General features: G+C 70.7%; 24 protein-coding genes. 11 read left to right on the plus strand and 13 right to left on the minus strand.

Annotation, left to right across the window (positions count from 1 at the left end; genetic code table 11):
- Entirely contained in the window at positions 1–1,524 is a 1,524-nt protein-coding gene (locus ABFY20_RS06165) for an alpha-N-arabinofuranosidase (RefSeq protein ID WP_368499063.1), read from the plus strand.
- A 34-nt stretch (positions 1,525–1,558) separates the two neighbouring features.
- On the opposite strand, the gene ABFY20_RS06170 is transcribed toward ABFY20_RS06165, so the two are convergent.
- Positions 1,559–1,903: a DUF3140 domain-containing protein gene (locus ABFY20_RS06170; RefSeq protein WP_368499064.1), complete on the minus strand. Its 345-nt coding sequence runs from the start codon at positions 1,901–1,903 to the stop codon at positions 1,559–1,561.
- Between the two features lie 46 nt (positions 1,904–1,949).
- On the opposite strand from ABFY20_RS06170, the gene ABFY20_RS06175 reads away from it, so the two are divergent.
- Positions 1,950–2,801 carry an SDR family NAD(P)-dependent oxidoreductase gene (locus tag ABFY20_RS06175; protein WP_368499065.1) on the plus strand — a complete coding sequence of 284 codons (852 nt, stop codon included), beginning with the start codon at positions 1,950–1,952 and terminating at the stop codon, positions 2,799–2,801.
- Positions 2,802–2,818: 17 nt separating this feature from the next.
- On the opposite strand, the gene acs is transcribed toward ABFY20_RS06175, so the two are convergent.
- Positions 2,819–4,789 carry an acetate--CoA ligase gene (gene acs / locus ABFY20_RS06180; RefSeq protein ID WP_368499066.1) on the minus strand — a complete coding sequence of 657 codons (1,971 nt, stop codon included), beginning with the start codon at positions 4,787–4,789 and terminating at the stop codon, positions 2,819–2,821.
- A gap of 110 nt (positions 4,790–4,899) precedes the next feature.
- Between acs and ABFY20_RS06185 the strand changes: the two genes are divergently transcribed.
- Positions 4,900–5,742: a LuxR C-terminal-related transcriptional regulator gene (locus tag ABFY20_RS06185; RefSeq protein WP_368499067.1), complete on the plus strand. Its 843-nt coding sequence runs from the start codon at positions 4,900–4,902 to the stop codon at positions 5,740–5,742.
- A gap of 7 nt (positions 5,743–5,749) precedes the next feature.
- Here ABFY20_RS06185 and ABFY20_RS06190 read toward each other — a convergent pair whose 3' ends face one another.
- The 5 genes from ABFY20_RS06190 to ABFY20_RS06210 form a co-directional block, all read right to left on the minus strand.
- Positions 5,750–5,965 (minus strand): DUF2945 domain-containing protein, encoded by a 216-nt coding sequence (locus ABFY20_RS06190; RefSeq protein ID WP_368499068.1) that lies wholly within the window; start codon positions 5,963–5,965, stop codon positions 5,750–5,752.
- A gap of 34 nt (positions 5,966–5,999) precedes the next feature.
- Positions 6,000–6,521, minus strand: a complete 522-nt coding sequence (locus ABFY20_RS06195; RefSeq protein ID WP_368499069.1) for a ribonuclease H — start codon at positions 6,519–6,521, stop codon at positions 6,000–6,002.
- Between the two features lie 65 nt (positions 6,522–6,586).
- On the minus strand, positions 6,587–7,471 hold the full coding sequence (locus ABFY20_RS06200) for a class I SAM-dependent methyltransferase (RefSeq protein ID WP_368499070.1): 885 nt from the start codon (positions 7,469–7,471) through the stop codon (positions 6,587–6,589).
- Between the two features lie 83 nt (positions 7,472–7,554).
- Positions 7,555–8,262, minus strand: a complete 708-nt coding sequence (locus tag ABFY20_RS06205; protein ID WP_368499071.1) for a class I SAM-dependent methyltransferase — start codon at positions 8,260–8,262, stop codon at positions 7,555–7,557.
- Between the two features lie 64 nt (positions 8,263–8,326).
- Positions 8,327–8,800: a MarR family winged helix-turn-helix transcriptional regulator gene (locus tag ABFY20_RS06210; protein ID WP_368499072.1), complete on the minus strand. Its 474-nt coding sequence runs from the start codon at positions 8,798–8,800 to the stop codon at positions 8,327–8,329.
- 23 nt (positions 8,801–8,823) lie between these two features.
- On the opposite strand from ABFY20_RS06210, the gene ABFY20_RS06215 reads away from it, so the two are divergent.
- From ABFY20_RS06215 to ABFY20_RS06235, 5 genes are all read left to right on the plus strand, one after another.
- Complete coding sequence (locus ABFY20_RS06215; protein WP_368499073.1) at positions 8,824–9,069, plus strand: hypothetical protein; 246 nt, start codon at positions 8,824–8,826, stop codon at positions 9,067–9,069.
- Between the two features lie 84 nt (positions 9,070–9,153).
- Positions 9,154–10,608 (plus strand): sensor histidine kinase, encoded by a 1,455-nt coding sequence (locus tag ABFY20_RS06220; RefSeq protein ID WP_368499074.1) that lies wholly within the window; start codon positions 9,154–9,156, stop codon positions 10,606–10,608.
- Positions 10,605–11,504 (plus strand): response regulator, encoded by a 900-nt coding sequence (locus ABFY20_RS06225; protein ID WP_368499075.1) that lies wholly within the window; start codon positions 10,605–10,607, stop codon positions 11,502–11,504. Before ABFY20_RS06220 ends, ABFY20_RS06225 begins: the two co-directional genes overlap by 4 nt.
- Before the next feature lie 151 nt (positions 11,505–11,655).
- Positions 11,656–13,422 carry a cellulase family glycosylhydrolase gene (locus ABFY20_RS06230; protein ID WP_368499076.1) on the plus strand — a complete coding sequence of 589 codons (1,767 nt, stop codon included), beginning with the start codon at positions 11,656–11,658 and terminating at the stop codon, positions 13,420–13,422.
- A 99-nt stretch (positions 13,423–13,521) separates the two neighbouring features.
- Positions 13,522–13,770 carry a hypothetical protein gene (locus ABFY20_RS06235; protein ID WP_368499077.1) on the plus strand — a complete coding sequence of 83 codons (249 nt, stop codon included), beginning with the start codon at positions 13,522–13,524 and terminating at the stop codon, positions 13,768–13,770.
- A gap of 254 nt (positions 13,771–14,024) precedes the next feature.
- On the opposite strand, the gene ABFY20_RS06240 is transcribed toward ABFY20_RS06235, so the two are convergent.
- Positions 14,025–14,531, minus strand: a complete 507-nt coding sequence (locus ABFY20_RS06240) for a cyclase (protein ID WP_368499078.1) — start codon at positions 14,529–14,531, stop codon at positions 14,025–14,027.
- A gap of 154 nt (positions 14,532–14,685) precedes the next feature.
- On the opposite strand from ABFY20_RS06240, the gene ABFY20_RS06245 reads away from it, so the two are divergent.
- The 3 genes from ABFY20_RS06245 (at position 14,686) to ABFY20_RS06255 (ending at position 17,589) form a co-directional block, all read left to right on the plus strand.
- Complete coding sequence (locus tag ABFY20_RS06245) at positions 14,686–14,961, plus strand: hypothetical protein (RefSeq protein WP_368499079.1); 276 nt, start codon at positions 14,686–14,688, stop codon at positions 14,959–14,961.
- Positions 14,962–15,163: 202 nt separating this feature from the next.
- The gene (locus ABFY20_RS06250) at positions 15,164–16,552 is read left to right on the plus strand and encodes a hemolysin family protein (RefSeq protein WP_368499080.1); all 1,389 of its coding nucleotides are present in this window, start codon (positions 15,164–15,166) and stop codon (positions 16,550–16,552) included.
- A complete protein-coding gene (locus tag ABFY20_RS06255; protein ID WP_368499081.1) occupies positions 16,549–17,589 on the plus strand; it encodes a hemolysin family protein in 1,041 nt (346 codons plus the stop codon). The genes ABFY20_RS06250 and ABFY20_RS06255 overlap by 4 nt, the downstream gene beginning before the upstream one ends.
- 86 nt (positions 17,590–17,675) lie before the next feature.
- Here the strand turns inward: ABFY20_RS06255 and ABFY20_RS06260 are convergent, their stop codons facing one another.
- From ABFY20_RS06260 to ABFY20_RS06280, 5 genes are all read right to left on the minus strand, one after another.
- Entirely contained in the window at positions 17,676–18,251 is a 576-nt protein-coding gene (locus tag ABFY20_RS06260; RefSeq protein ID WP_368499082.1) for a histidine phosphatase family protein, read from the minus strand.
- Positions 18,252–18,293: 42 nt separating this feature from the next.
- On the minus strand, positions 18,294–19,778 hold the full coding sequence (locus ABFY20_RS06265) for an MFS transporter (protein WP_368499083.1): 1,485 nt from the start codon (positions 19,776–19,778) through the stop codon (positions 18,294–18,296).
- Positions 19,779–19,927: 149 nt separating this feature from the next.
- Positions 19,928–21,451 (minus strand): amidohydrolase family protein, encoded by a 1,524-nt coding sequence (locus ABFY20_RS06270; RefSeq protein ID WP_368499084.1) that lies wholly within the window; start codon positions 21,449–21,451, stop codon positions 19,928–19,930.
- A gap of 3 nt (positions 21,452–21,454) precedes the next feature.
- Positions 21,455–22,393 (minus strand): nucleoside hydrolase, encoded by a 939-nt coding sequence (locus tag ABFY20_RS06275; protein ID WP_368499085.1) that lies wholly within the window; start codon positions 22,391–22,393, stop codon positions 21,455–21,457.
- A 101-nt stretch (positions 22,394–22,494) separates the two neighbouring features.
- A complete protein-coding gene (locus tag ABFY20_RS06280) occupies positions 22,495–23,595 on the minus strand; it encodes a BMP family protein (RefSeq protein ID WP_368499086.1) in 1,101 nt (366 codons plus the stop codon).
- Positions 23,596–23,599: the final 4 nt, after the last annotated feature.

Below are 23,599 nucleotides of genomic sequence, written 5' to 3' on the forward strand. Positions count from 1 at the left end.
ATGGCCACCGCACGACTGATCTTCGACACCCTTCTCCCGGTCGGCGAGGTGAACCGGCGCGTGTTCGGTTCCTTCGTCGAGCACCTCGGCCGCAGCGTCTACGACGGCATCTACGAGCCGGGGCACCCGACCGCCGACGAGCGCGGGTTCCGCACCGACGTGGTCGAGCTCGTGAAGGGCCTCGGGGTGAGCGCCATCCGCTACCCCGGCGGCAACTTCGTCTCGGGCTTCCGCTGGGAGGACAGCGTGGGCCCCGTCGCCGACCGGCCCACCCGGCTCGACCTCGCCTGGCACTCCACCGAGACCAACGAGGTGGGCCTTCACGAGTTCTCGTCGTGGCTCGAGACCGTGGGGAGCGAGCTCATGCTCGCCGTGAACCTCGGTACGCGCGGCACCCTCGAGGCGCTCGACCTGCTCGAGTACAGCAACCTCGGCGGCGGGTCGGCGCTTGCCGAGCGGCGGGCGGCGAACGGGCATCCCGCCCCCTTCGACGTGCGGATGTGGTGCCTCGGCAATGAGATGGACGGCCCGTGGCAGCTCGGTCACCGCTCGGCCGACGACTACGGCAAGCTCGCCGCGCAGACGGCGCGGGCCATGCGCGCCTTCGACCCGGAGCTCGAGCTCGTCGTGTGCGGCTCGTCGAGCGCGCACATGCCCACCTTCGGCGAGTGGGAGCGCGTCGTGCTGACGCACAGCTACGACGACGTCGACTACATCTCCTGCCACGCCTACTACGAGGAGAAGGACGGCGACCTCGGCAGCTTCCTCGCTTCGGCCGTCGACATGGACTCGTTCATCGAGTCGGTGGTCGCCACCATCGATCATGTCAAGGCGGTGAAGGGCAGCGACCACGTCGTCAACATCTCCTTCGACGAGTGGAACGTCTGGTACAACGAGCGCTTCGAGAAGGTCGACAAGATCACGGGGGTCGACAACTGGCCGGTCGCCCCGCGACTGCTCGAAGACGCGTACACCGTCGCCGACGCGGTGGTGGTCGGGAACCTGCTCATCTCGCTGCTGCGGCGGGCCGACCGGGTCACCAGCGCATCCCTCGCGCAGCTGGTGAACGTGATCGCGCCCATCATGACCGAGCCGGGCGGCATCGCGTGGAAGCAGACCACCTACTTCCCGTTCGCCCTCACCTCGGCGCTCGCCACCGGGTCGACCGTCACGACGCGCATCGAGAGCGACAGCTACGACACCGCCGCCTACGGCCGGGTGCCCCTCGTCGACGCGGTCACCACGCACGATGCCGCCACCGGGCGCACCAGCATCTTCGTGGTCAACCGCTCGCGGGGCGACGAGGTGATGCTCGAGTTCCCCCTCGACGGCCTCGGCGCGGTGACGGATGCGTCGGCCCAGACCCTCTCCGACGCCGACCCCTACGCGGTCAACACCCTGCAGGAGCCGACGCGCGTGGGTGTCGCGCCGAACGAGACGCTGCGGGTGTCGGAGGACGGGGGATCGATCGTGCTTCCCCCGGTCTCCTGGACGGTGATCACGCTGCAGAGCGCGGCGGGGTAGGCCGGCCCGACGCCGCGCTGCGGTGACGCCCGCTCTACTTCAGCGGGTCGTTGCCCCAGTTCATGAGGGAGTGCCGCCACGCGGTGTCCTCGATGTCGCCCTTCGGCCGCTGAGCCGAGTGCCGGGCGACGTACCCGACGACCTTGCGCATGTGCGCGTAGTCGCCGGCGGTGTAGTCGGCCTGCTTCTTCTCGAGGATCCGCACGATGTGGCGCCCGCTCTCGTGCCCCGTCGACTCGCCCCCGCCCGCCGGCTTCTGGCCGACGGCCTTCGACTCGTCGCTGTCGAGCCACTCCCGCAGCTGCTTCGCCGTCATGTTCACCGCATCGGCGAACTCCTCGCGCGTCTTCTTGTCGTCGTCCTTGCCCTCGTCGCTCATGCTGGTCACCCTAGGCCGGTCCCGGTCATCCGCGTAGGGTCTGGTCATGGGCGATGAGACGGATGCTGCCGAGATCTGGCTGGTGACCGGTGCGAACCGAGGGTTCGGGCGGGCGATCGCGGAGGCGGCTCTCGGCGCGGGGCATCGCGTCGTCGCGACGATGCGCGACCCCTCGACCGGCTCGTTGGAGGGCGGTTCGGCGGGTGGCACCCTGCTCGTGGAGGAGCTCGATGTGCGCGACCGGGCTGCGGCTTCGCGCGTCGTGTCGGCCGCAGTCGAACGCTTCGGCCGTCTGGACGTCGTGGTGAACAACGCCGGCTTCGGGCTCGTCGGCGCGGTGGAGGAGGTGTCGGAGGCGCAGGCGCGCGAGATCATCGACACCGATCTCCTCGGGGCGCTCTGGGTCACGCAGGCCGCCCTTCCCGTGATGCGCGAACAGGGCTCCGGTCACGTCGTGCAGATCTCGACGACCGGTGCCGTGGGCACCATGCCCACGCTGGGCCTCTACAACGCGGCCAAGTGGGCGCTGGAGGGGTTCACGGAGGCGTTGGCTGCCGAGGTGAAGGGCCTCGGCATCCGTGTGACCATCGTCGAACCGGGCGCGCTCGACACCGCCTGGGCGACCGGGAACATGCGGTTCAGCGAGCCCCTTGCCGCCTACGACTCCCTGCGGACCGAGGTGTTCGGGTCGCCCGACGTGCCGTGGCCCTGGGCCGCCGAGCAGGCGACAGCGGGCGGCACCGCCCCAGCGGCTGCCGCCGCCGAGCTGCTGCGCTTCGTCGCCGACCCCGACGATCGTCTCCGTCTGCTCATCGGCGACGACGCGCCCCCGCAGGTGCAGGCAGCCCTCGACTCGCGACTCTCCGACTACCGCCGCGACCCCCGCTTCACCCTCTGATCCGGCCCTTGGGCCCGCTACCTCATGGTGGTGGTGATGATCTTCATCACCTGGGTGTCGGCGAGGGTGGTGGTGTCGCCGATCTCGCGGCCCTCGGCGACGTCGCGGAGGAGGCGGCGCATGATTTTGCCGGAGCGGGTCTTCGGCAGCTCGGTGACGATGAACACCTGCCGCGGCCGCGCGATCGCCCCGATCTGCTGGGCGACGTGGCCCCGCAGCGTCTCGGCGGCGTCGGCGGCGCCCGCAGCATCCGCGTGGCTGGCCTTCGTGATGACGAAGGCCACCACGGCCTGCCCCGTGGTCTCGTCGGACGCGCCCACCACGGCGGCCTCGGCGACCATCGGATGCGCGACCAGGCTCGACTCGATCTCCGCCGTCGAGAGACGGTGACCCGAGACGTTCATCACGTCGTCGACCCGGCCGAGCAGCCAGATGTGCCCGTCCTTGTCGTAGCGCGCGCCGTCACCCGCGAAGTAGACATCGCCGAACTTCTCCCAGTAGGTCTCCTTGTAGCGCTCAGGGTCGCCCCAGATGCCGCGCAGCATCGACGGCCACGGCGACGCGACGACGAGCAGCCCGCCCTGGTCGGGCCCCACCGGCACGCCCTTCTCGGTGACGATCTTCGCGTCGATACCCGGGATCGGCACCTGGGCCGACCCGGGCTTCAGGGTCGTGACCCCGGGCAGCGCGCTGATCATGATGGCGCCGGTCTCGGTCTGCCACCAGGTGTCGACGATGGGGGTGGTGCCGCCCCCGATGACGTCGCGGTACCAGACCCACGCCTCCGGGTTGATCGGCTCGCCCACCGAGCCCAGCAGTCTGAGCGATGACAGGTCGAACTGCTGCGGGATCTGCCGCCCCAGCTTCATGAAGGTACGGATCGCCGTCGGCGCCGCGTACAGGATGCTCACCCTGTGCTTCTGGATGATCTCCCACCACCGGCCCGGGTGGGGCGTGTCGGGTGTGCCCTCGTAGATCACCTGCGTGGTGCCGTTCGCGAGCGGCCCGTAGACGACGTAGGAGTGCCCCGTGATCCACCCGACGTCGGCGGTCGACCAGTACACGTCGGTCTCGGGCTTCAGGTCGAACACGTTCTTGTGCGTGAACGCGGTCTGCGTGAGGTATCCGCCCGAGGTGTGCAGGATGCCCTTCGGCTTCCCGGTCGTGCCCGAGGTGTAGAGGATGAACAGGGGGTTCTCGGCCGGGAACGCCCGCGCCTCGTGCTCGGCGTCGACCTGGGCGAGCTCCTCGCCCCACCACAGGTCGCGTCCCTCGACCCAGTCGATCTCGCCCCCGGTGCGGTTCACCACGAGCACGTGCTCCACGCCCGTTGCCTCGCCCGCCTCGTTCGGCGCGAGTGCCGCGTCGACGGTCGGCTTGAGGGGGAACGCCTTGCCCTTGCGGTAGCCGCCGTCTGCGGTGATGACGAGCTTCGCATCCGCGTCGTCGATGCGCGCCCGCAGGCTGTCGGCGCTGAAACCTCCGAACACCACCGAGTGGATGGCGCCGAGGCGGGCCACCGCGAGCATCGAGACGACCGCCTCGGGAATCATGGGCAGGTAGATGGCGACCCGGTCGCCCTGCCCCACGCCGAGCGCCGTGAGCAGGTTCGCCGCCTTCTTCACCTCCGCGGTGAGCTCGGCGTAGCTGAACGATCGGGAGTCGCCCGGCTCACCCTCCCAGTGCAGGGCGATGCGGTCGCCGTTGCCGGCCAGCACGTGCCGGTCGAGGCAGTTGTACGCGACGTTCAGCTCGCCGTCGTCGAACCAGGTGGCGAACGGCGGGTTCGACCAGTCGAGCACCTTCGTGAACGGCTTGTGCCAGTGCAGCAGCTCGCGTGCCTGGTCGGCCCAGAACCCTGCGCGGTCGGCATCGGCCCGGTCGTAGAGCTCGGCGGTGGCCACGGCGTCGCGGGCGAACTCCTCGGTCGGGGGGAACCGCCTGGTCTCGTGCAGGAGGTTGTCGATGTTCTGCTCGGTGGTATGCATCCGTGACTCCTTCGTCAATTCCCGGGGCGCGTCTAGACTGTCGAACCTGGGTTCCACGCACAGCATGAAACGCGAGACGCATGCTCCACTAGGTTCCAAAGGCGGTAACCATGACCACGAACACGATGCGACCCGACGATCGCGAGCTGGTGCGCCAGGCCACGCGCTCGCTGTGGCGCGGCATGGATGCTGCGGTCGCGTTCGGCGGGCTGCGCACCGAGCACAGCGTGCCCATCACCACGAGCTTCGGCGCTCAGACCGATCGGCTTCAGAGCATCGTGGTGCGGAATTCCCGTGGTCTCGGCGGGCTCTCCTGGCAGACCCGGGCGCCCCGGGTGGTGAGCGACTACGCGCTCGCGGGTGACATCACCCACGACTTCGACTCGCAGATCCTCGGCGAGGGCATCACCGCGCTCGCCGTGGCCCCCATCGTCGTCGGCACGCAGGTGCGGGGCCTGCTCTACGCGGGTCGCCGGGGCAGCGACGACGACAGGTCGGGCGAGTTCGACACGACGCGTCTGGCCGGAGTCGCGTCGGCGGTGGCTCAGGAGCTGCGGCTGCGCGACCTGGTCGACGAGCGCGTGGCGATGCAGCAGGCGCAGGCGGCGCAGGCCGAGCTCGCGGCGCGAGCTGCGGAGGCCGAGCGGCCCTCGGCGCAGCTGCGCGAACGACTGGCCCGCGTCGCCGACCGGACGAGCGACCCGAACACGGCTCGAGAACTCCGCGCCATCCTCGCGCCGCGCCCGGCGGTGGCCGCCGAAGGCGCCCTCACCGAGCGCCAGCGCGACGTGCTCGAACTCGTCGCGTGTGGCCTCACCAACCCTCAGATCGCCACGCGCCTCGGCCTCTCGGAGCTCACGGTGAAGAGCTACCTGCGGGCGCTGATGGCCCGCCTCGGTGCGGGCACACGGATGCAGGCCGTGCTGTTCGCCCAGCAACGCGGCCTGCTCTGAGCGCCGGTCAGCTCTTCTTCTTGCGCAGCGACTCCGGCTTGTGCACGGCGTCCTTGCCCGACTTGTCGCTCTCGACGAGGTATTGGGGCTCGTCCTTCGACGCTTTGACGGTACGGCCCGCCGCCTTCGTGTCGGAGGTGATCTTCTTCTTCACCTCACCGGAGGTGGTGGTTCCGTGGGTCGACCACGAGACCTTGTCGCCCTTGTGCAGATCGTCAGCCATGCGGGTCACCGTACTCCCGCGGGGCGGCGGGCGCTCAGAACAGGGTGTCGTCGGGCGTGGTGACGGGGGCCGGCTCGACGAGCGGCGCCGAGCCTCCCGGGAACCCGGGGCCGGTGTCGGGGGTGCGGCCCTTCTGGTAGGCCTCCGCGGCGGCGCGGGCACGAGCATCCGCTGCTTCGTTGAGGGTGTGGCCGACGTGGCCCTTCACCCACTCGAAGGTGTAGCGGCGGCCGGCGACGGCGGCGTCGATCTCCTTGATGAGGTCGAGGTTCATCACCGGCTTGCCGTCGCCCTTGCGCCAGCCCTTGCGCTTCCAGCCGGGCATCCACTTCGTGACCGTGTTGATCACGTACTGGCTGTCGCAGAGCACGTGCAGGTGGTCGTCGACGTGCGCCGTGGCACGGAACAGCTCGAGCACGGCCTTCAGCTCACCCATGTTGTTCGTGCCGTGCGGCCAGCCGCCGGCCGCCCAGGTGTCGTCGTCGATGTACCAGGCCCAGCCCGCGGGGCCGGGGTTGCCGAGCGCGGAGCCGTCGGCGGAAGCGGTGATCGTCATCGTGCTCCAGGGTACAGGTTCGGGCCGCAGGCACGTCCGGTGTGCACCGCCGCCGAGCGGCCGGCTCAGGCGGAGGGCTTCACTGCCTGGAGGGTGTAGCTGAGCGGCACGACCCCGGCGCGCTCGCCGAGGGCGTGCTCGCCGTCGGGGCGCTCCACCATCTGCCCGGGCAACGCCTCCCAGGGAACGCTGTCGTGCTCGACCAGCATCGTCAGCACGAGGCCCGCATCCAGCAGTGCCGTCACGATCTCGCCCAGCCCGTGATTCCACTCGTAGGTCTTGGTGGCCGTGAGCGGGCGGTCGGTGGGCACGTAGCTTGCATCGTCGTCCCACTCGAGCGGTGTCGCGTGCTCCCAGTAGGGGTAGCGCAGGTGGAGGTCGTCGTCGAGGCTCTCGTCCATCGCCCACAGGATGGGGTGGCCCTCGCGGACGAACAGCCGCCCGCCGGGCTTCAACAGGCCCGCCACCACGCCCGCCCACTCCGCGACGGAAGGCAGCCAGCACAGGGCTCCGATGCCCGTGTAGACGAGATCGAACGACCCGGGGGCGAGCGCGGAGAGAGCGGATGCGACATCCGATTCCACGAATTCGACCGTGTCGCCCGTCTCCGCCACCAGCCTGCGGGCCTCCGCGATCGCGGTGGGAGAGAAGTCGAGCCCGGTGACCTGCGCGCCGAGGCGCGCCAGGGAGAGGGTGTCGGTGCCGATGTGGCACTGGAGGTGCACGGTGCGCAGGCCCACGATGTCGCCGAGTCGCTCGCGGTCGAACTCCACGACCTGGGAGATCAGGGCGCGGTCGTCGACGAAGCGCTGCACGCCGTAGCCGAGTCCGGTGCGGGTGGAGTGCACGGTGGCGCGGTCGTCCCAGTTGGCGCGATTGGCCGCGAGGTGGTCGGTCAGGGTGAGGGCATCGGCGGTGGCGGGGCTGTGGGGGCGGGCGTCGTCGGTCACGCGAGGAAGGATACCCGGTGCGGATCCAGTGGCCCACCGCATCCGGGTCCCCGGTCCGGTCCCTCCGTGGTCGGCAGACCGGGTCAGCTGCGCGTGACGAGGAGCACGCCGTCGTCGAGCTCGATCTCGCCGTCGGGCCCGCTCTGGGTGCGCGCCCGCACCTCGCTCACCGCGACGCTCCAGTCGCCATCGGGGAGGGCGAGAGACGCGAGCAGTTCGTCGGGCGTCGGCAGGTAGGGTCGTTCCTCCTCGGGCAGCGCCGCCGACGAAGGGAAGCTCAGGTGCCCGACGACGAGGAGCGAGCCGCCCGGCGCGACTGCGGTGGCGGCCCTCCGCAGCACCTCCTCGCGCGGGAAGCCGACCGGCGAGTGCAGGAAGCACGCCGACACCAGGTCGTAGCTGCCGGCCGGTCGCCAGTCGGTGAGGTCGGCCTGCTGCCACTCGATGCGGTGGGCGGGAATGCCGCGACGGCTCGCCTCGGCCGCTGAGCGCTCGAGCGCCGTGGGGGAGATGTCGATCGCCGTCACCTGCCAGCCTCGTTCGGCGAGCCAGAGCGAGTCGCCGCCCTCGCCGCTGCCCAGGTCGAGCGCGGTGCCGGGGTGGAGGCCTGCGGCCAGGTCGGCGAGCACCTTGTTCGGCCGTCCGCTCCAGATCTGGGGGGTCTGCCGGTAGAGCTCCTCCCAGAAGGTGATGGCGTCCTTGCCCTCGGTCGAGGGCATGGTGCGCCCGGCGCCGTGGGAGTGGCCGCCGTGCGTGTGGCCGGCGGTCGGGTGCTCGTCGTGATCGCTCATGAGATCAGGATGCACGGGCCTCCGGGAAGCTCACAACCCTGTGCCGAAGCGGCAAGTCGCGCGCCTACGCCGGTGCGCCGCCGGTCGCACCGGGCAGCGGGGCGATCCGCTCGATGATCGCGCTCAGGCGGGAGTGCAGCTCGGTCAACTCGTCGAGGTCGACTCCGAGCGCCGCGACGACTTGGGGCGGCACCTCCTCGGCCTGGACGCGTAACGCCCGTCCCGCGTCCGTCAGCATCACCGCCAGCTGGCGTTCGTCGTCGGCGGAGCGTCGACGGGTGACCAGACCTGCCGCCTCGAGGCGCTTCACGAGCGGAGACAGCGTGGCGGGTTCCAGGCGCAGCACCTCGGCGAGAGCGGAGAGCGAGCGCGGCTCGCGCTCCCAGAGCGCGAGCATCACGAGGTACTGCGGGTGGGTCAAGCCCATCGGTTCGAGGATGGGCTTGTAGGCGCCGATGACGGTGCGGGAGGCGACGGCAAGCGCGAAGCAGAGCTGCCGGTCGAGCTGGAGCAGGTCGGCGTCGGTAGTCCTCGTCATGGATAGTTAGTATACTAAGGGTTATGGCACGAAAGAAGCCTCGCACCCCCGACCCGATGAACCCGTTCGACGGCAGGCCGGGTCTCGTCAACGCGATCAACCGCGTGGTCTACCGCTATGCCGGCCCGGCGCAGGTGGGAATCGGGCGGGCCGAGGCGCCGTACGTGCCGCCGGCCGATCCGCGCTGTCCGCTGTGCGGTGAGCCCATGGCCCGCCACGAGATCGACCGCTCGGGGGAGCGCACGCAGCTGCACTGCCCGAGCGTCTGAGCGTGCCGTCCGTCACCTCGTCATTTGGGATGAAAGACGGTCGCGCACGCGCATCCGCAGCGCTGCTGCGCCTAGCGTGAGGTCATGCCATCGACCCTGAAGGCCCTGCTGTCCCTCCGGCGCCTGCGGCCCCTGCTCGAGCCCTCGATCGCGGTGGTGTACGCGTTGCTCTGGGTGAACGCCGAGATCGGCAGATCTCCCGAACCCGGGTTCTACCTCGCCCTCGGCGCCTACGCCGTGGCCATCGCGGTGTCGCGGCGGCTCACGACGGTGTCGATCGTCATCGTGGTGCTCGTGCCGCTGCTGCAACTGGTGGGGCTGCTCACGGCGCCCACCTCGACCGCGTGGCCGCTCTATCAGGCTGTGATCGTCGTCGCTTTCGCTGCCGGATGCTCGCCCGATCCGCGCATCCGATGGTCGGGACTCGCCGGTGGCCTGGTGCAGGCGCTCGTCGCCGCGGTCGTCCTGGTGTTCGACGGCGACTGGCTGAGCTGGACAGGGGGCACCTCGGTGTTCGAAGGCGGCGCCTTGACGAGGATCGAGAATCCGCGCGCGATCTGGGTGTTCGTGCTCTTCGTGCTGGCGGCGCTCGTCTTCCTCACAGCCTGGGGCGCGGGAGTCTTTCTCCACATCTCGCGCCGGCGCCGAGCCGAACAGAACCTCCTCGCCGAGACTGAGGCCGAACTCGCCGTCGCCGACGTGGAGTTGCGGAGTGTGAAGGAGCGCGATGAGATCGCCCAGGAAGTGCATGACGTTCTCGCCCATTCGCTCGCGGTGGTCATCGCCGTGGCCGACGGAACGAGATTCCTGCGGGCCGCCGGGCTGGTCGAGAGCGCCCCGCCGGTCGGCCGCGTCGGGGACGGCGACGGGCGCGGTGGGGACGGCGACGGGCGTGGTGGGGATGGCGACGTGACGTCGGCGATGGCGCGCGAGCGAAGCACCGACGACGCTCTCGGTGAGATCGCCGCCGCGGCTCGCACTGCACTTCTCGATCTGCGGGGCCTGCTCGAGGGTCTCCACGACCAGACGCGGCGCCCCCAGCCCCGGCTCGTCGACCTCGGAGCGCTCGTCGACCGCATGTCGTCGACGGGCATGGAGGTGAGGTTCGAGCAGTTCGGAGAGCCCCGGCGGCTCACCCCGTCGCAGGAAGCGGCCGTCTACCGCATCGTGCAGGAGAGCCTCACGAACGCCTTGAAGCACGGAGGGGAGAGCCCGTGTGCGGCGGTGTCGCTCGCCTGGGGCGACGACGGTCTCGTCGTCGGTGTCGTGAGCGGATCACTGTCGGGCGGAGGTGCCCCCGCCCGACCCGAGCCGGCGCTGGGGGTGGCCGGTGCCGGTGCCGGTGCCGGTGCCGGCGCGGAGCCGGTGAGGTCGTTCGGCATCACGGGCATGAGAGACCGGGCGCGGCTGGCGGGCGGGTGGCTCACGGCGTCAGCCGAGGGGGAGGAGTTCGTCGTCACCGCGTTCATTCCGGTTCACCTCGCTTCTGCCCGGGCCACTCCGTCCCGCGAGCTCGTCGAGACGGGGGAGCGGCCGTGACGGGGTGCGGCGAAGACCCGGCGGCGGCGCCCTTCGACGACTCCGCCCCTGCAGGGGCCTCGTCGGCCGGTGAGCGCATCCGTGTCGCCGTCGTAGACGACCAGGAGCTGTTCGTCTACGGGTTGCGCATGCTCATCGAGTCGCAGCCCGACCTCGAGCTCGTGGGCACCGGCGGCGACGGCGCGGCCGCCGTCGAGATCGCCCGGCGCGAACGACCAGACGTGCTGCTCCTCGACATACGTATGCCGGAAATGAACGGCATCGAGGCCACGCATCGCATCGTCACGGCCGGTGGCGGCACCGCGTGCGCCGGCGGCGGGGCTGACCGTTCGGGCGCGGGAAAGAGCGGCGATGGGACGAGGCGCGACGGGGCGAGTGGCGAAGGGATGTGCCGGGTGGTGGTGCTCACCACGTTCCAGCAGGAGGAGGCCGTCTTCCAGGCGATGAAGCACGGTGCGAGTGCTTTCGTCACCAAAGACGTCGCGCCGGAGGTGCTCCTCGACACCATCAGGTCGGTGCACGCCGGCGACGCGCCGCCCACCCTGATCGGCACGGTCGTGCGCGGCCACCTCGGGCAGGCCGGAGCCGTCGGCGCGCCCACCGGGTCGTCCGGCGGCGGCGTGTCGCCGTCCACGGCCGGCGCCCCGCGCAGTTCGGGCACCGGGCGGGCCGATCCCGACGCCCCCGACGGCCCCATCGCCGAGCTCTCGCCGCGCGAGCGCGAGATCTACCTGCTCACCGCCCGCGGACTCCGCAATGCCGACATCGCGAAGGCCGCGTTCGTCACGGAGTCGACGGTGAAGTCGCACGTCCGCAGCATCCTGGCCAAGCTGTCGCTGACGAGCCGCGCCCAGATCGTCGTTCACGCGTACGAGAACCGCCTGCTGATCTTCTGAGATCCGAGATCGGCCCGCGGGGCGGGCGGGTTCGGGTTAGCATGAGGTCACCTCCGAGGTGTTGGGAACTCGTGCGGGGGTTGCAGTTCACCCAGGGCCAGACATGCAACTCGGAGGATCGATGCGCGCTCGAAGCGACGACGGCGAACCGATGCCCGCTTCCGCGCCCCGCCGGCGGCGCCGCCTCGCGGCCGGGCTCGCCGCCCTCGCGCTCGTGGTGGCGGGGCTCGTCGTCCCGGCGACCGCCGGGTCGGGGGCGTCAACGGCGTCCGCGGCGACGCAGCCGGGCTGGCTGCACACGAGCGGCGCGAGCATCAAGACCGCGTCGGGCTCCGACTACGTCATCAAGGCAGTCGCGTGGTTCGGCATGGAGACCTCGAACTGCGCCCCTCACGGGCTGTGGAGCATCTCGCTCGACTCCGGCCTCGCGCAGATCGCCTCGATGGGGTTCAACACGATCCGGCTGCCGTTCTCGAACGAGTGCCTCGCCCAGGCGAAGCCGAACTCCATCAACGAGCAGGTCAACCCGGGGCTCGGGGCGCTCAGTCCGCTCCAGCTGATGGATCGCGTCATCGCCCGGGCCAAGGCCTACGGCCTGAGCGTCATCCTCGACAGGCACCGGCCCGACTCCGGTGGTCAGTCCGAGCTCTGGTACACCGGGCAGTACAGCGAGGCGAAGTGGATCGCCGACTGGAAGATGCTCGCCTCCCGCTACAAGACCGACCCCACGGTCATCGGCGTCGACCTGCACAACGAGCCGCACGGCAGCGCCTGCTGGGGCTGCGGCACCCCGTCTCTCGACTGGCAGGCCGCTGCGACCCGTGCGGGCAACGCCGTGCTCGCCGTGAACCCGAAGCTGCTGATCGTCGTGGAGGGCGTCGAACGCCAGCCCGACGGCAGTTCCACCTGGTGGGGTGGCGGGCTCTCTGGCGTCGCCGGCAAGCCGGTCACACTCAGGGTGGCGAACCAGGTCGTCTACTCGCCCCACGACTACCCGTCGACGGTGTTCAACCAGTCGTGGTTCCAGGCGGCGAACTACCCCGCGAACCTCGCCGGGGTCTGGGAGAAGAATTGGGGCTTCATCTCGACGAAGAAGATCGCACCGGTTCTGCTGGGCGAGTTCGGCACGAAGTACGAGACCGAGAGCGACAAGAAGTGGCTCGCGAGCCTGGTGAGCTACCTCGGCTCGAAGAAGATGAGCTTCGCCTACTGGTCGTTCAACCCGAACAGCGGCGACACCGGCGGACTCGTGAAAGACGACTGGACGACCCCGCAGACCGCGAAGGTGCAGGCCCTCCGCCCGATCCTCGGCGCCGGCGGAACGGTGACGCCCACGCCTGCACCCACGACCACCCCCAAACCCACGGTGACGGCGACCCCGAGACCCACGGTCACCCCCGTCCCCACGGTGACCGCGTCGCCACCCACGGCCACCCCGAAGCCCTCCACGACCCCCACCCCGAAGCCGACCACGACCCCCACCCCGAAGCCGACCACGACCCCCACCCCGAAGCCGACCACGACCCCCACCCCGAAGCCGACGCCGACTCCCACGGCCACCCCGAAGCCCACGGCGACGGCGACCCCGAAACCCACCCCCGCTCCCACCGCGGCTCCTGCCGGGGTGCAGGCCAGCTGGCAGCTGCAGAGCTCGTGGGGCGACGGCTACGTCGCCGACCTCGTCGTGAGGTCGACCGGCACGACCTCCTCGTGGACGGCCACCTGGAGCGACCCCGCCGCCACCTCCGTGGTGAACGCCTGGGGCATGAGCTGCACCGTCAAGCCGAAGGTCTCCATCACCTGCACCGGTAGCGACTGGGCCGCCGCCCTCGCCCCCGGCCAGGAGGTGCGGGTCGGCCTGCAGGTCGCCTCCGCCACGGCACCGGCGTCGCCCACGCTGACGGTCACGGCGACGTAGGAGACCGGCGGATGGTGCGCCTCGGCGACCCGACATCGAGGCGCGACACTCCTTCCGGGAGTTCACGCGGTGTTCACGCGGGCACAGCATCCTCGGCTCATGTCTTCTTCTGAGCCGTTCCTCCCGGCGGGGCAGCCCGCGCCCGAGCCCGACCCGCGCGACCACGACCTCGACGGCGAGATCGACTCCGAACTCGCCGACGCCTCCCACGCGGGCGAAGCCGACGCCGACGCCGACGCCGCAGCGGCACGGGAGCGCGAGCACGCCGAGCACACGTCGTTCCGCCGTCCGACCGCCGGCGACCGCCTCACCGCCGAGCAGCTCGAGGAGGAGCTCGGCGCCGAGTGACGAGTCCGCGGGGCGTGGCGGGGCGGGGCATGGGCGAGGCCGAGCACGATGAGTCCGGCGAGTCCGGCGTCGTCCAGCCCGACGCCGAGCAGCACGACGTGAACCGCCACCACAAGGGCAACGGCGAGCGAGAGCCAACGCCTGCGCCCTCGGCGCCCGAGCTCGAGGCAGGCGACCGCGGCCGAGACCACCTCGACGAGCACGAGCCTGCCCCGGTCGATCCCGCACCTCGTGGTGCGGCACCCCGCCCGCGCTCACGCCGCGAGGTACCGCCCCCGTTCCTCGATCAGCCGTCGCAGATACCGCCGCAGCACCACCCGTTCGGCGATCAGCCCGAGCGGCCCGAACGGAGCCCGGAACTCCACCCGGTCGATCATCATCGAGCCGCCGCCCGTGCCGCCCATCGCCGCCGGGTCGAGCATCGCCGCCGGGTCGAGCACCGGCGAGTCCGCCGTCGCCGAGTCGTCCGAGGCGGAGCTCACCGGCGCAGGCGAGAACTCGTGCTCGTGCCGGAACGCCCCGAACGGCCCCGCCACCTGCTCGTCGACGAACCGCGTCGGGTACGCGAACTCGGTCACCCGGCTCGACAACCGCATCCGCAGTCCGAAGTGCCGAGCCTCCCAGGTCACCTCTCCGCCCTCGCCGATGAGCCCGCTCGTCACCCCGGCGACCGCGCGCTCGCGGGTGCCCGACATCGACCCCACGTGCTCGTCGATGCTCCGGGCACGGTCGAAGAGCACCTCGACGGGATGCTGCGACATCGTCACGACCTCGAAACGGGCGGTCAACGGGGAATCACCCAGCGCATCCCTCGACGATACCCGTCGGCGCTACTGTGAGCGGTGACACGGCACCGAACGGATGCCATCACCCGGCTCCCGGCCCGCCGGAGCCCACCGCCCTCGAGGAGAGACCATGACCGACGCCGGCACCCCCGAGCACCTCAGCCAGCACCACCGCACCACCTTGCAGCGCATCGAGGCGCACCCGACCACGCGCAACCTGGAGTGGAACGACGTGATCGGTCTGCTGAACGAGGTGGCCGAGGTCACCGAGGAGCACGACGGCAAGTTCGTCGTGAAGCTCGGAGAGGGCCGGATCGTCATCACCAAGCCTCGTCACAAGGATGTGGACGAGCAGCTCGTCGTCGATCTGCGCAAGCTCTTCCGCGACGCCGGCATCTCGGCCTGACGCGCATCCGGCCCCGGCAGGCGCCCGCCACCGGCCCCGTCCGACGCCCGGCACCGGCCCCGGCCGCGCCGCAGCCCCGGCCCCTCATAGACGTTTCACATGAGGGGCCGGTAGTCTGCCGTGACTATGGACGACCCTCCTCATCACAGATCGACGCCCCTTGACACTCTGACCACCGGTCCGACTCTCAGGGGGCTGCCCCTTGTATGAATGGATCATGGTGGGCGTGGGCCTCGTGCTCACCGTCGGCACCGGCCTCTTCGTGGCCAGCGAGTTCTCGCTGGTCAACCTCGACCGGCATGAGCTCGAGCAGCGCCAGGCGCGCGGCGAGAGGCGCCTCGGCCCCACCATCAAGGCCCTGCGCATCACCTCGACGCACCTCTCCGGTGCGCAGCTCGGCATCACGCTGACCACCCTCCTCACCGGCTACACCTTCGAGCCGGCGATCTCGTCGATGCTGCGCGACCCGCTCATCGGCATCGGCGTGCCCGAGACGATCGTGCCCGGCGTGGGCGCCGTCGTCGGCATCCTGCTCGCGACGCTGTTCTCGATGGTGATCGGCGAGCTCGTGCCTAAGAACTTCGCGCTCGCGCTGCCGCTCGCGACCGCGAAGCTCGTGGTGCCCTTCCAGACGCTGTTCACCACCGTCTTCAAGCCCGTCATCCTGCTGTTCAACAACACGGCGAACGCGCTCATCCGTGCCATGGGCATCGAGCCCAAGGAGGAGCTCTCGGGCGCCCGCACCGCCGAGGAGCTCAGCTCGCTCGTGCGCCGCTCGGCGACCGAGGGCATGCTCGACAGCGATCACGCCACCCTGCTCGACCGCACGCTGCGCTTCGCCGAGCGCGACGCCTCCGACGTCATGACCCCGCGCGTGCGCATGGCGAGCGTCACTCCGGCCACGACGGCGGCCGAGGTCGTCGCGCTCGCCCTGGCGACGGGCTACTCGCGCTTCCCGGTGACGGGCGACGGCGGCGTCGACGATATCGTCGGCGTGGTGCACGTGAAGCAGGCCTTCGCCGTGCCGCTCGACCGGCAGGCGGATGCGCGGGTCGGCGACCTCATGGTCGAACCCCTCCGCATCCCCGAGTCGATGGGCATCGACACCCTGCTGGGCCTCCTGCGGGGCAGCGGCTTCCAGATCGCCGTCGTCACCGACGAGTACGGCGGAACCGCCGGTGTCGTCACCCTCGAAGACCTCGTGGAGGAGCTCGTGGGCGAGCTGGAGGACGAGCACGACCGGGCTCACGCCGGCGTGGTGCGCACGGGCCGTTCGGTCGTGTTCGACGCCGGGCTCCGGCCCGACGAGCTGCTCGAGCGCACGGGCATCCGTGTTCCCGACGACGACGAGGGCCACGAGACCGTCGCCGGTTTCGTGATCGACGAGCTCGACCGCCTGCCCGAGCTCGGCGACGAGGTCGCCATCGACGGCGGTGTGCTGCGGGTCGAGCGCGTCGACGGGGTGCGACTCGACCGCATCCGCTTCATCCCGCTCGCCGAGTCGGAGGATGCGGCCCACGCCGCGCTGACCGCACCCCTCGCCGAGGCCGCCCGCAGAACCGAAGACGCCGAGAAGGAGGACGCCCGATGAGCGACATCATCCCCGGAATCGTGTGGCTCGTGGTGCTGCTCGTCGTGAACGCCTTCTTCGTCGGCGCCGAGTTCGCCGTCATCTCAGCCCGCCGCTCGCAGATCGAGCCGCGCGCCGAGGCCGGCAGCAAGGCCGCGAAGACGACGCTCTGGGCGATGGAGCACGCCACGCTCATGCTGGCCACCAGCCAGCTCGGCATCACGGTGTGCTCGCTGCTCATCCTGAACGTCTCCGAACCCGCCATCCACCACCTGCTCGAGTACCCGCTCGCGCTCACCCCGCTCAGCCCCGAGCTCATCGGCGGAGTGGCGTTCGTCATCGCACTGGTGCTGGTGACCTTCCTGCACGTCGTGTTCGGCGAGATGGTGCCGAAGAACCTCAGCTTCTCGGTGCCCGATCGGGCAGCGCTGCTGCTCGCGCCGCCGCTGGTGTTCGTGTCGAAGGTGGTGCGGCCGGTGATCTGGTCGCTCAACGGCATCGCGAACCTCATCCTGCGCGCGTTCCGGGTGCAGCCGAAAGACGAGGCGACGAGCACGTACACGCTCGACGAGGTGGCGACCATCGTGAAGCAGTCGACCCGCGAGGGTGTGCTGACCGATGCCTCCGGCACCCTCTCGGCGGCATTCGAGTTCACGGCGAAGAAGGTCAGCGACGTCGAGGTGCCGATCGCCGAGATGGTGCTGCTGGCGCCCGACTCGTCGCCGCGGGCCATCCAGGCGGCGGTGGCCGAGCACGGCTATTCGCGGTACATCCTCACGAACGGGTCGGGGGAGCCCACGGGTTACCTGCACCTGAAGGACGTGATGGACCTCACCGCGGGGTCGACGTTCGATGAGGCGGTGCCGGGCAAGCGCATCCGTCGCCTCACCTCGGTGGCACGTGACGCCGACCTCGAAGACGCGCTCGCCGTGATGCGCCGCTCGGGCTCGCACGTGGCGCGCTCGCAGACGGCCGACGGCACGGTGACGGGAGTGCTCTTCCTCGAAGACATCATCGAGGAGCTCGTCGGCGAGGTCGACGACGCCACCCGGCGCTGACGCGCGGGACCTGTTCGAAACCGCAAACGTCGCGGCATCCGGCCTCGTATGGGGCTCGGATGCCGCGACGTTTGCGTTTTCGAACGCTACGCGCTGAGCGTCCAGCCGTCGGCGGTGCGCTCGAGCACGGTGACGCTGGCGTTCGCGAGCGGCGGTCCCGAGTAGGCCGCGACGCGGGCGATGAGGGTCTGGATGGTGCCGCCGTGGCTCACCACGAGCACCTCGCCCTCCGGATGCGCGGCGACGATGTCGTCGAAGGCCTGCGTGATGCGTGCGACGAAGTCGCGGGAGTGCTCCCCGCCGCCGAAACCCTCGAAGGTACCGGCCGTGATGCCGGCGCCGATGGTGGCGAAGTCGCCGACCTCGAGCAGCGACAGGGTCGGGCGCGACTCGTAGCTGCCGAAGTGCAGCTCTTTGAGCCGGTCGTCGAGCACGGGCTTCACGAGCGGGTGATGGGAGAGGATCTCGTCTGCGGTCGCCATCGTGCGCCCGAGCGGCGACACGTAGGCGGCGACGAACGCGACCTCGCGGAGCGCCTCGGCCGTCTCGCGCACCCCGGCGAGCCCGGCGGCGGTGAGCGCGGAGTCGTCCCAGCCCTGCACGCGCTCCTCGGCGTTCAGGGTGGTCTGGCCGTGGCGCACGAGGTGGAGACGAAGGGTCATGCCCCCATCATCTCAACCCCGCGCGCCGCCCGGCGCCCGCCGCTACGCGTGCACGACAGCCGGCGCGCCGCGCTCGGGCAGCAGCTCCTCCTTGCGACCGCGGATGACGAACACGGCGATCGCCGCAGCCGCCACCATCGCGCCCGCCGCGGCGAGGAAGATCGCCGAGTAGCCGCTCGTGAACGCTGCGAGCTGCGACGCCGCATCCGTCACCGTCGCTCCGCCGACCACACCGGCGTAGAGCGCGGTGAACACCGAGAGACCGATTGACCCGCCGATCTGCATCGCCGAGTTCGCCGTCGCCGAGGCGGCACCGGCGTCGTGCGGTGCGACGCCCGTGAGCGCGAGGTTCTGCAGCGGCACGAACACCAGCGCCATGCCGATGCCCATGATGACGAGCCCGGGCAGTACCTGCGCGAAGTAGTCGCCGCCCGCCGTGATGAAGCTGAGGTACCCGAGCCCGATCGCGACGATCAGCGGCCCGGCGATGAGCAGCGCTCGCGGGCCCACGACGGGCAGGAACCGGGTGGCCACCGGCGCCACCGACATGATGGCGATGGTGAGCGGGAGGTTGGCGAGCCCCGATTCGAGCGGGGCCATGCCGAGCACGATCTGCAGGTGGAAGGTGAGGTACAGCGTCACCCCGATCATGACGCTGCCCACCACCGCCTGGATGAGGAAGGCCCCGCCACGCACCCGGTTCAGCACGACGCGGAGGGGCAGCAGGGGTTGTGCGACCCTGCGCTCGATGAGCACGAACACGACGAGCAGCACCACCCCGAGCGCGAGGAACCCCAGGGTGTCGACCTCGCCCCAGCCGTGCTCGGCGAGGCTGAAGCCGTAGACGAGCGAGCCGAGTCCGAGGGTGACGGTCACAGCACCCCACACGTCGTAGCGGTTGTCGCCGTCGGCCTTCGACTCGGTGACGAGCAGGAGGCCGCCCACGAACCCGACCGCCACGAAGACGATGTTGACGAGCAGGCACCAGCGCCAGTCGGCGAACTCGGTGAGCACGCCGCCGAGCACAAGCCCGACGGCGGCCCCCGCGCCGGCGATGGTGCCGAACACGGCGAACGCCGTGGCACGTTCGCGGCCCGCGGTGAAGGTGACCGTGAGCAGCGCGAGCGCGGCGGGCGCGAGCATCGCCGCGAACAGCCCCTGGAAGCCTCGGGCCACGATGAGCTCGATGCCGTTCTGCGCCAGGCCGCCGACCGCCGAGGCGATTCCGAAGCCGACCATTCCGACGAGGAAGGTGCGCTTGCGCCCCCAGTAGTCGGCGATGCGCCCCCCGAGCAGCAGAAGGGCGCCGAAGGCGAGCGCGTAGGCGGTGACGACCCACTGGCGCTGGCCGTCGGTGAGGTCGAGCTCCTGCTGCGCCTGCGGCAGTGCGATGTTGACGATGGTGCTGTCGAGCACCACGACGAGCTGGGTGAGGGCGAGCACGGCGAGCGCCCACCACTTGTTGGGCGCGCGGCGGGCTGACGAGCGGCCGGCGGATGCGCGGCCGGCGGATGCGGGAAGGGACACGGACGAGACCTCCAGGTGGGAAGTGCGGATGCCGGAGGTTTCCAGCCTCGGATCTGCAGAACTCCTCGCCCGCACGACCACACCGGCGCACGTGGCCGGTCAGGGCTCCAGTCTAGCCGCGGCCGACGACATCGAACGGGGCGCCGACCTCAGCGATCGCCCTCCGCGGTCGCCTCGCCCCACGCGCGCAGGTACGCCGTGCGCACGGCGGGCTCGAACCGTTCCTGCAACGCCCTCCACCGCGGTAGCTGCTCCTCGAGGTAGCGTGCCGACTCCTCGCGGAACTCGGCGAGCAGCGCATCCGCATCGATCAGCAGACAGCGCCCGTTCTCGACCACGAGGCGCCCGTCGACCCACACCTGACTGATCGAGCTGCCGTTCTCGGCGAGCACGAGCTGCCGGGCCGCGTCGTGGAGGGGCGTGAACGCGGTGCCCGCGGTGAGGTCGTACACCACGAGATCGGCGGCGAGCCCGGGCAGGAGCGACCCCACCCGATCGCCCCATCCGGCGGCGCGCGCCCCGTTCACCGTCGCCGCCCGCAGCACCTCGCCGACCACGGGCCAGCGCCGGTAGTCGGGGTCGTCGAGCGTGTGCAGCAGCGCGGCGGCCTTCATCACCTCGTGCAGGCTGAGCGAGTCGTTGCTAGAAGCGCCGTCGGTGCCGAGCGCCACGCGCACGCCGGCATCGTGGAGGTCGCGCCAGCGCAGCATCCCCGAGCCGAGCCTGAGGTTCGACAGCGGATTGTGCACGACGCTCGTGCCCGAGGCCGCGAGCAGCTCGAGGTCGCCGTCGCTGAGCCACACCCCGTGCGCCGCCGTGAGGTTCGGCCCGAGCACCCCGAGCCGGTCGAGGTGCTCCACGATCGTGCTGCCGTCGTAGCGGGTGCGGGCGAGCTCGCGTTGCAGCACCGTCTCGAGCAGGTGGGTGTGCAGCACCTCACCCGCCCCACGCGCGCGGCGCGCGCAGTCGACGAGGTAGTCGTCGGTGACCCGCATCGGGGCGCTCGGCGAGAGGGCGACACGGATGCGCGCGAAGCCCGCCGCCATCGCCCGCGCGGTCTCGGTGAGGGTGACGTAGTCGTCGTGGAGCCCGTCGAGGTCGGTGATCGCCGCGCGTGACGCCTCGATGACGGATGCGGGCAGCACCTCCTCGGCGAACGCCAGCCGGTCGACGAGCGGCACGTCGACGGTGCTGGCGGCGCAGGTGGCTCGGAGTCCCGCGTCGTCATAGGCGCGGAACAGCGCTTCGGTGCTCTCCGGGGTCTGCATCGGCAGCTCGCCGGTGTCGTCGAGCACCGTCGTCACGCCGCCGAGGAGCGCCTCGACCGCCGCCACGATGGTGCGGAGGTAGACCAGGCGCTCGGAGGCGGGTTCGACCCCCTCCGGCGGGTAGCTCAGCAGCGTCCAGATCTCGAGCGGCAGGGGTTCGCTCGTGCCGCGCAGGAGCACCTCCCAGGAGTGGGTGTGGGCGTTCACGAGACCCGGGGTGATGAAGAGGTCGGTGGCATCGACGACGGTGGTGTCGTCCTCTGTCACGTCGTCGACGCGGGCCGGACGCGCATCCGTCACCGAGACGATGTCGCTGCCGTCGACGAGGAGGTCGCCGCGGAACGGGGTGGTGCCGTGCTCGTCGTCGCAGGCGAGCAGGAGGGCGTTTCGCCAGAGGGTGCGCACGGTTCAGCGTAGCCGGGCGAGGCGGGTGGTGAGCTCGGCGTAGAACGGATCGGCGTCGACGTCACGGGCGTAGAACACGTTCTGCGGCAGCCCGGTGATCTGCCAGTAGTCGGCCACGAGCATGCCCATCGTGAGCTCGCTGCCGGTCTCGACGCGGGCGTTGATCGTGCGGCCGTGGAAGAGCTCCGGCCTCAGCAGGTAGAGCGGTACCACGGGGCCGTGCAGCGGCGCGCCGTCCCAGCCGTACTTGGCGAGGTCGAAGGTCTCCGAGAAGGTGAGCAGAGCATCCGCTGCCCTGCCGCACTCGGTGCCGGTCGCCGAGAAGGCGTCGAGTCGGGCGCGGGTGTTGCGCAGCTGATGGGTGATGTCGAGCGGGAGCATGACGATCGGCACGCCGGAGCCCAGCACGATCGCCGCCGCGTGCGGGTCGACGTAGACGTTGAACTCGGCGGCCGGGGTGATGTTGCCCACCTCGAAGTAGGCGCCCGCCATCATGACGATCTCGGCGATGCCCCGGGCGATGTCGGGTGCCTCGGTGAGCGCGACGGCGAGCGTCGTCATGCTCGAGAACTGGGCGATGGTGACCGAGTGGGGTGGGGCGCCCCGCAGCAGTCGGATGAGGGCGGCGACCCCCGACTCCTCCTCGGCCCGGCCGCGCACGGGTGGGAAGTCGTAGCCGTCGAGCCCGGTCTCGCCGTGCACGTGCGCGGCGGTGACGAGGGGGCGCACGAGCGGCCTGGGCACGCCCTTGTAGACGGGCACGTCGTCGACGCCGACCAGCTCGAGCACCTTGAACACGTTCTCGACGGTGTTCTCGAGCGTGGTGTTGCCGGCGCTCGCGATGATGCCGAGCACGCGGAAGTCGTCGGGCGAGGCGAAGATCGTCATCAGGGCGACGGCCTGCTCCTGCCCCGGGTCGGTGATGCAGATGAGCTCGCGCATGCGTGCCTTTCGGGTGCGGGCCCCCCACCGAGCCGTCACGATCCGCCCCTCGGATGCGCGGGAAGGGCGGATGGCGACGGCTCGGTGAGCGGGCGGGTGGGTTACGGGGCGGAGGGCGTCTCGATGGTGATGTCGCCCGCGACGATCGCGGCCTCGATGTCGTCGAGCTCGCCCTGCAGCTCGGGGGCGACCTTCGACTCGAAGTCGTGGAACGGGCTCATCAGCACGCCGCCGTTCTCGAGGGTGCCGACGTAGGTCTCGTTGTCGAACTCGCCCGAGGCGGAGGCCTGGATGACCTCGGAGATCGACTTCGGCATGTCCCGGGCGATCGAGGTGAACCAGATGTCGTCGTACTCCGGGTCGGAGAGGTACATGTCGGTGTCGACCCCCACGAGCGCGACAGGCTTCGACGACTCGCGGATGGCCTGGGCGGCGCCCTGGTAGATCGGCCCGCCGACGGGAGTGATCACGTCGACGCCCTGGTCGAGGATGCCCTGCGACAGCACTTTCGCCGCGTTGATGTCGCTGAAGTTGCCGGTGAACTGGCCCTCTTGGGTGTCGGGGTTCCAGCCGATCACCTGCACGTCGGTGCCCTTCTGCTCGTTGTGGTACTGCACGCCACGCGCGAAGCCGTCCATGTAGAGCGTCACCGGCGGGATCTGCGCGCCGCCGTAGGTGCCGACCTTGCCCGTCGTCGAGTAGCTCGCCGCGGCGTAGCCCACGAGGAAGCCGGCCTGCGAGGTGTCCCACACCACGCCCTTCACGTTGTCGGCGGAGATGGTGGCGTCGTCGACCATGATGAAGTGCACGTCGGGGTTGGCGGTCGCCGCCTCCCCGGTCGCGGCGGCCAGCAGGTAGCCCATGGTGACGATCGTGGTGCAGCCCTGGTCGACGAGGCTCTGGATGTTCGGTGCGTAGTCGCTCTCGGTCTGCGACTGAACGTCGATGTGCTTCGTGCCGAGCGCATCCGCCGCCATCGTCACGCCCTCGAGGCCGAGCTGGTTGAACGACTGGTCGTCGAAGCCGCCCTCGTCGGAGACGATGCAGGGCAGGAAGTCACCGGATGCGGTGCTCGCGCCGGCAGCGCCCGTCGCGTCGGTGGCATCGCTCGGCGCCGAGGCGCAGCCGGTGAAGGCGAGCGCGCCGGCCGTGGCGAGTGCCGCCGCGGCGAGCAGGCGACGGGTGGGAGTGGGGAGGGACATGAGG

Source organism: Herbiconiux sp. A18JL235, assembly GCF_040939305.1.
In the GTDB taxonomy this organism is placed as follows: domain Bacteria; phylum Actinomycetota; class Actinomycetes; order Actinomycetales; family Microbacteriaceae; genus Herbiconiux.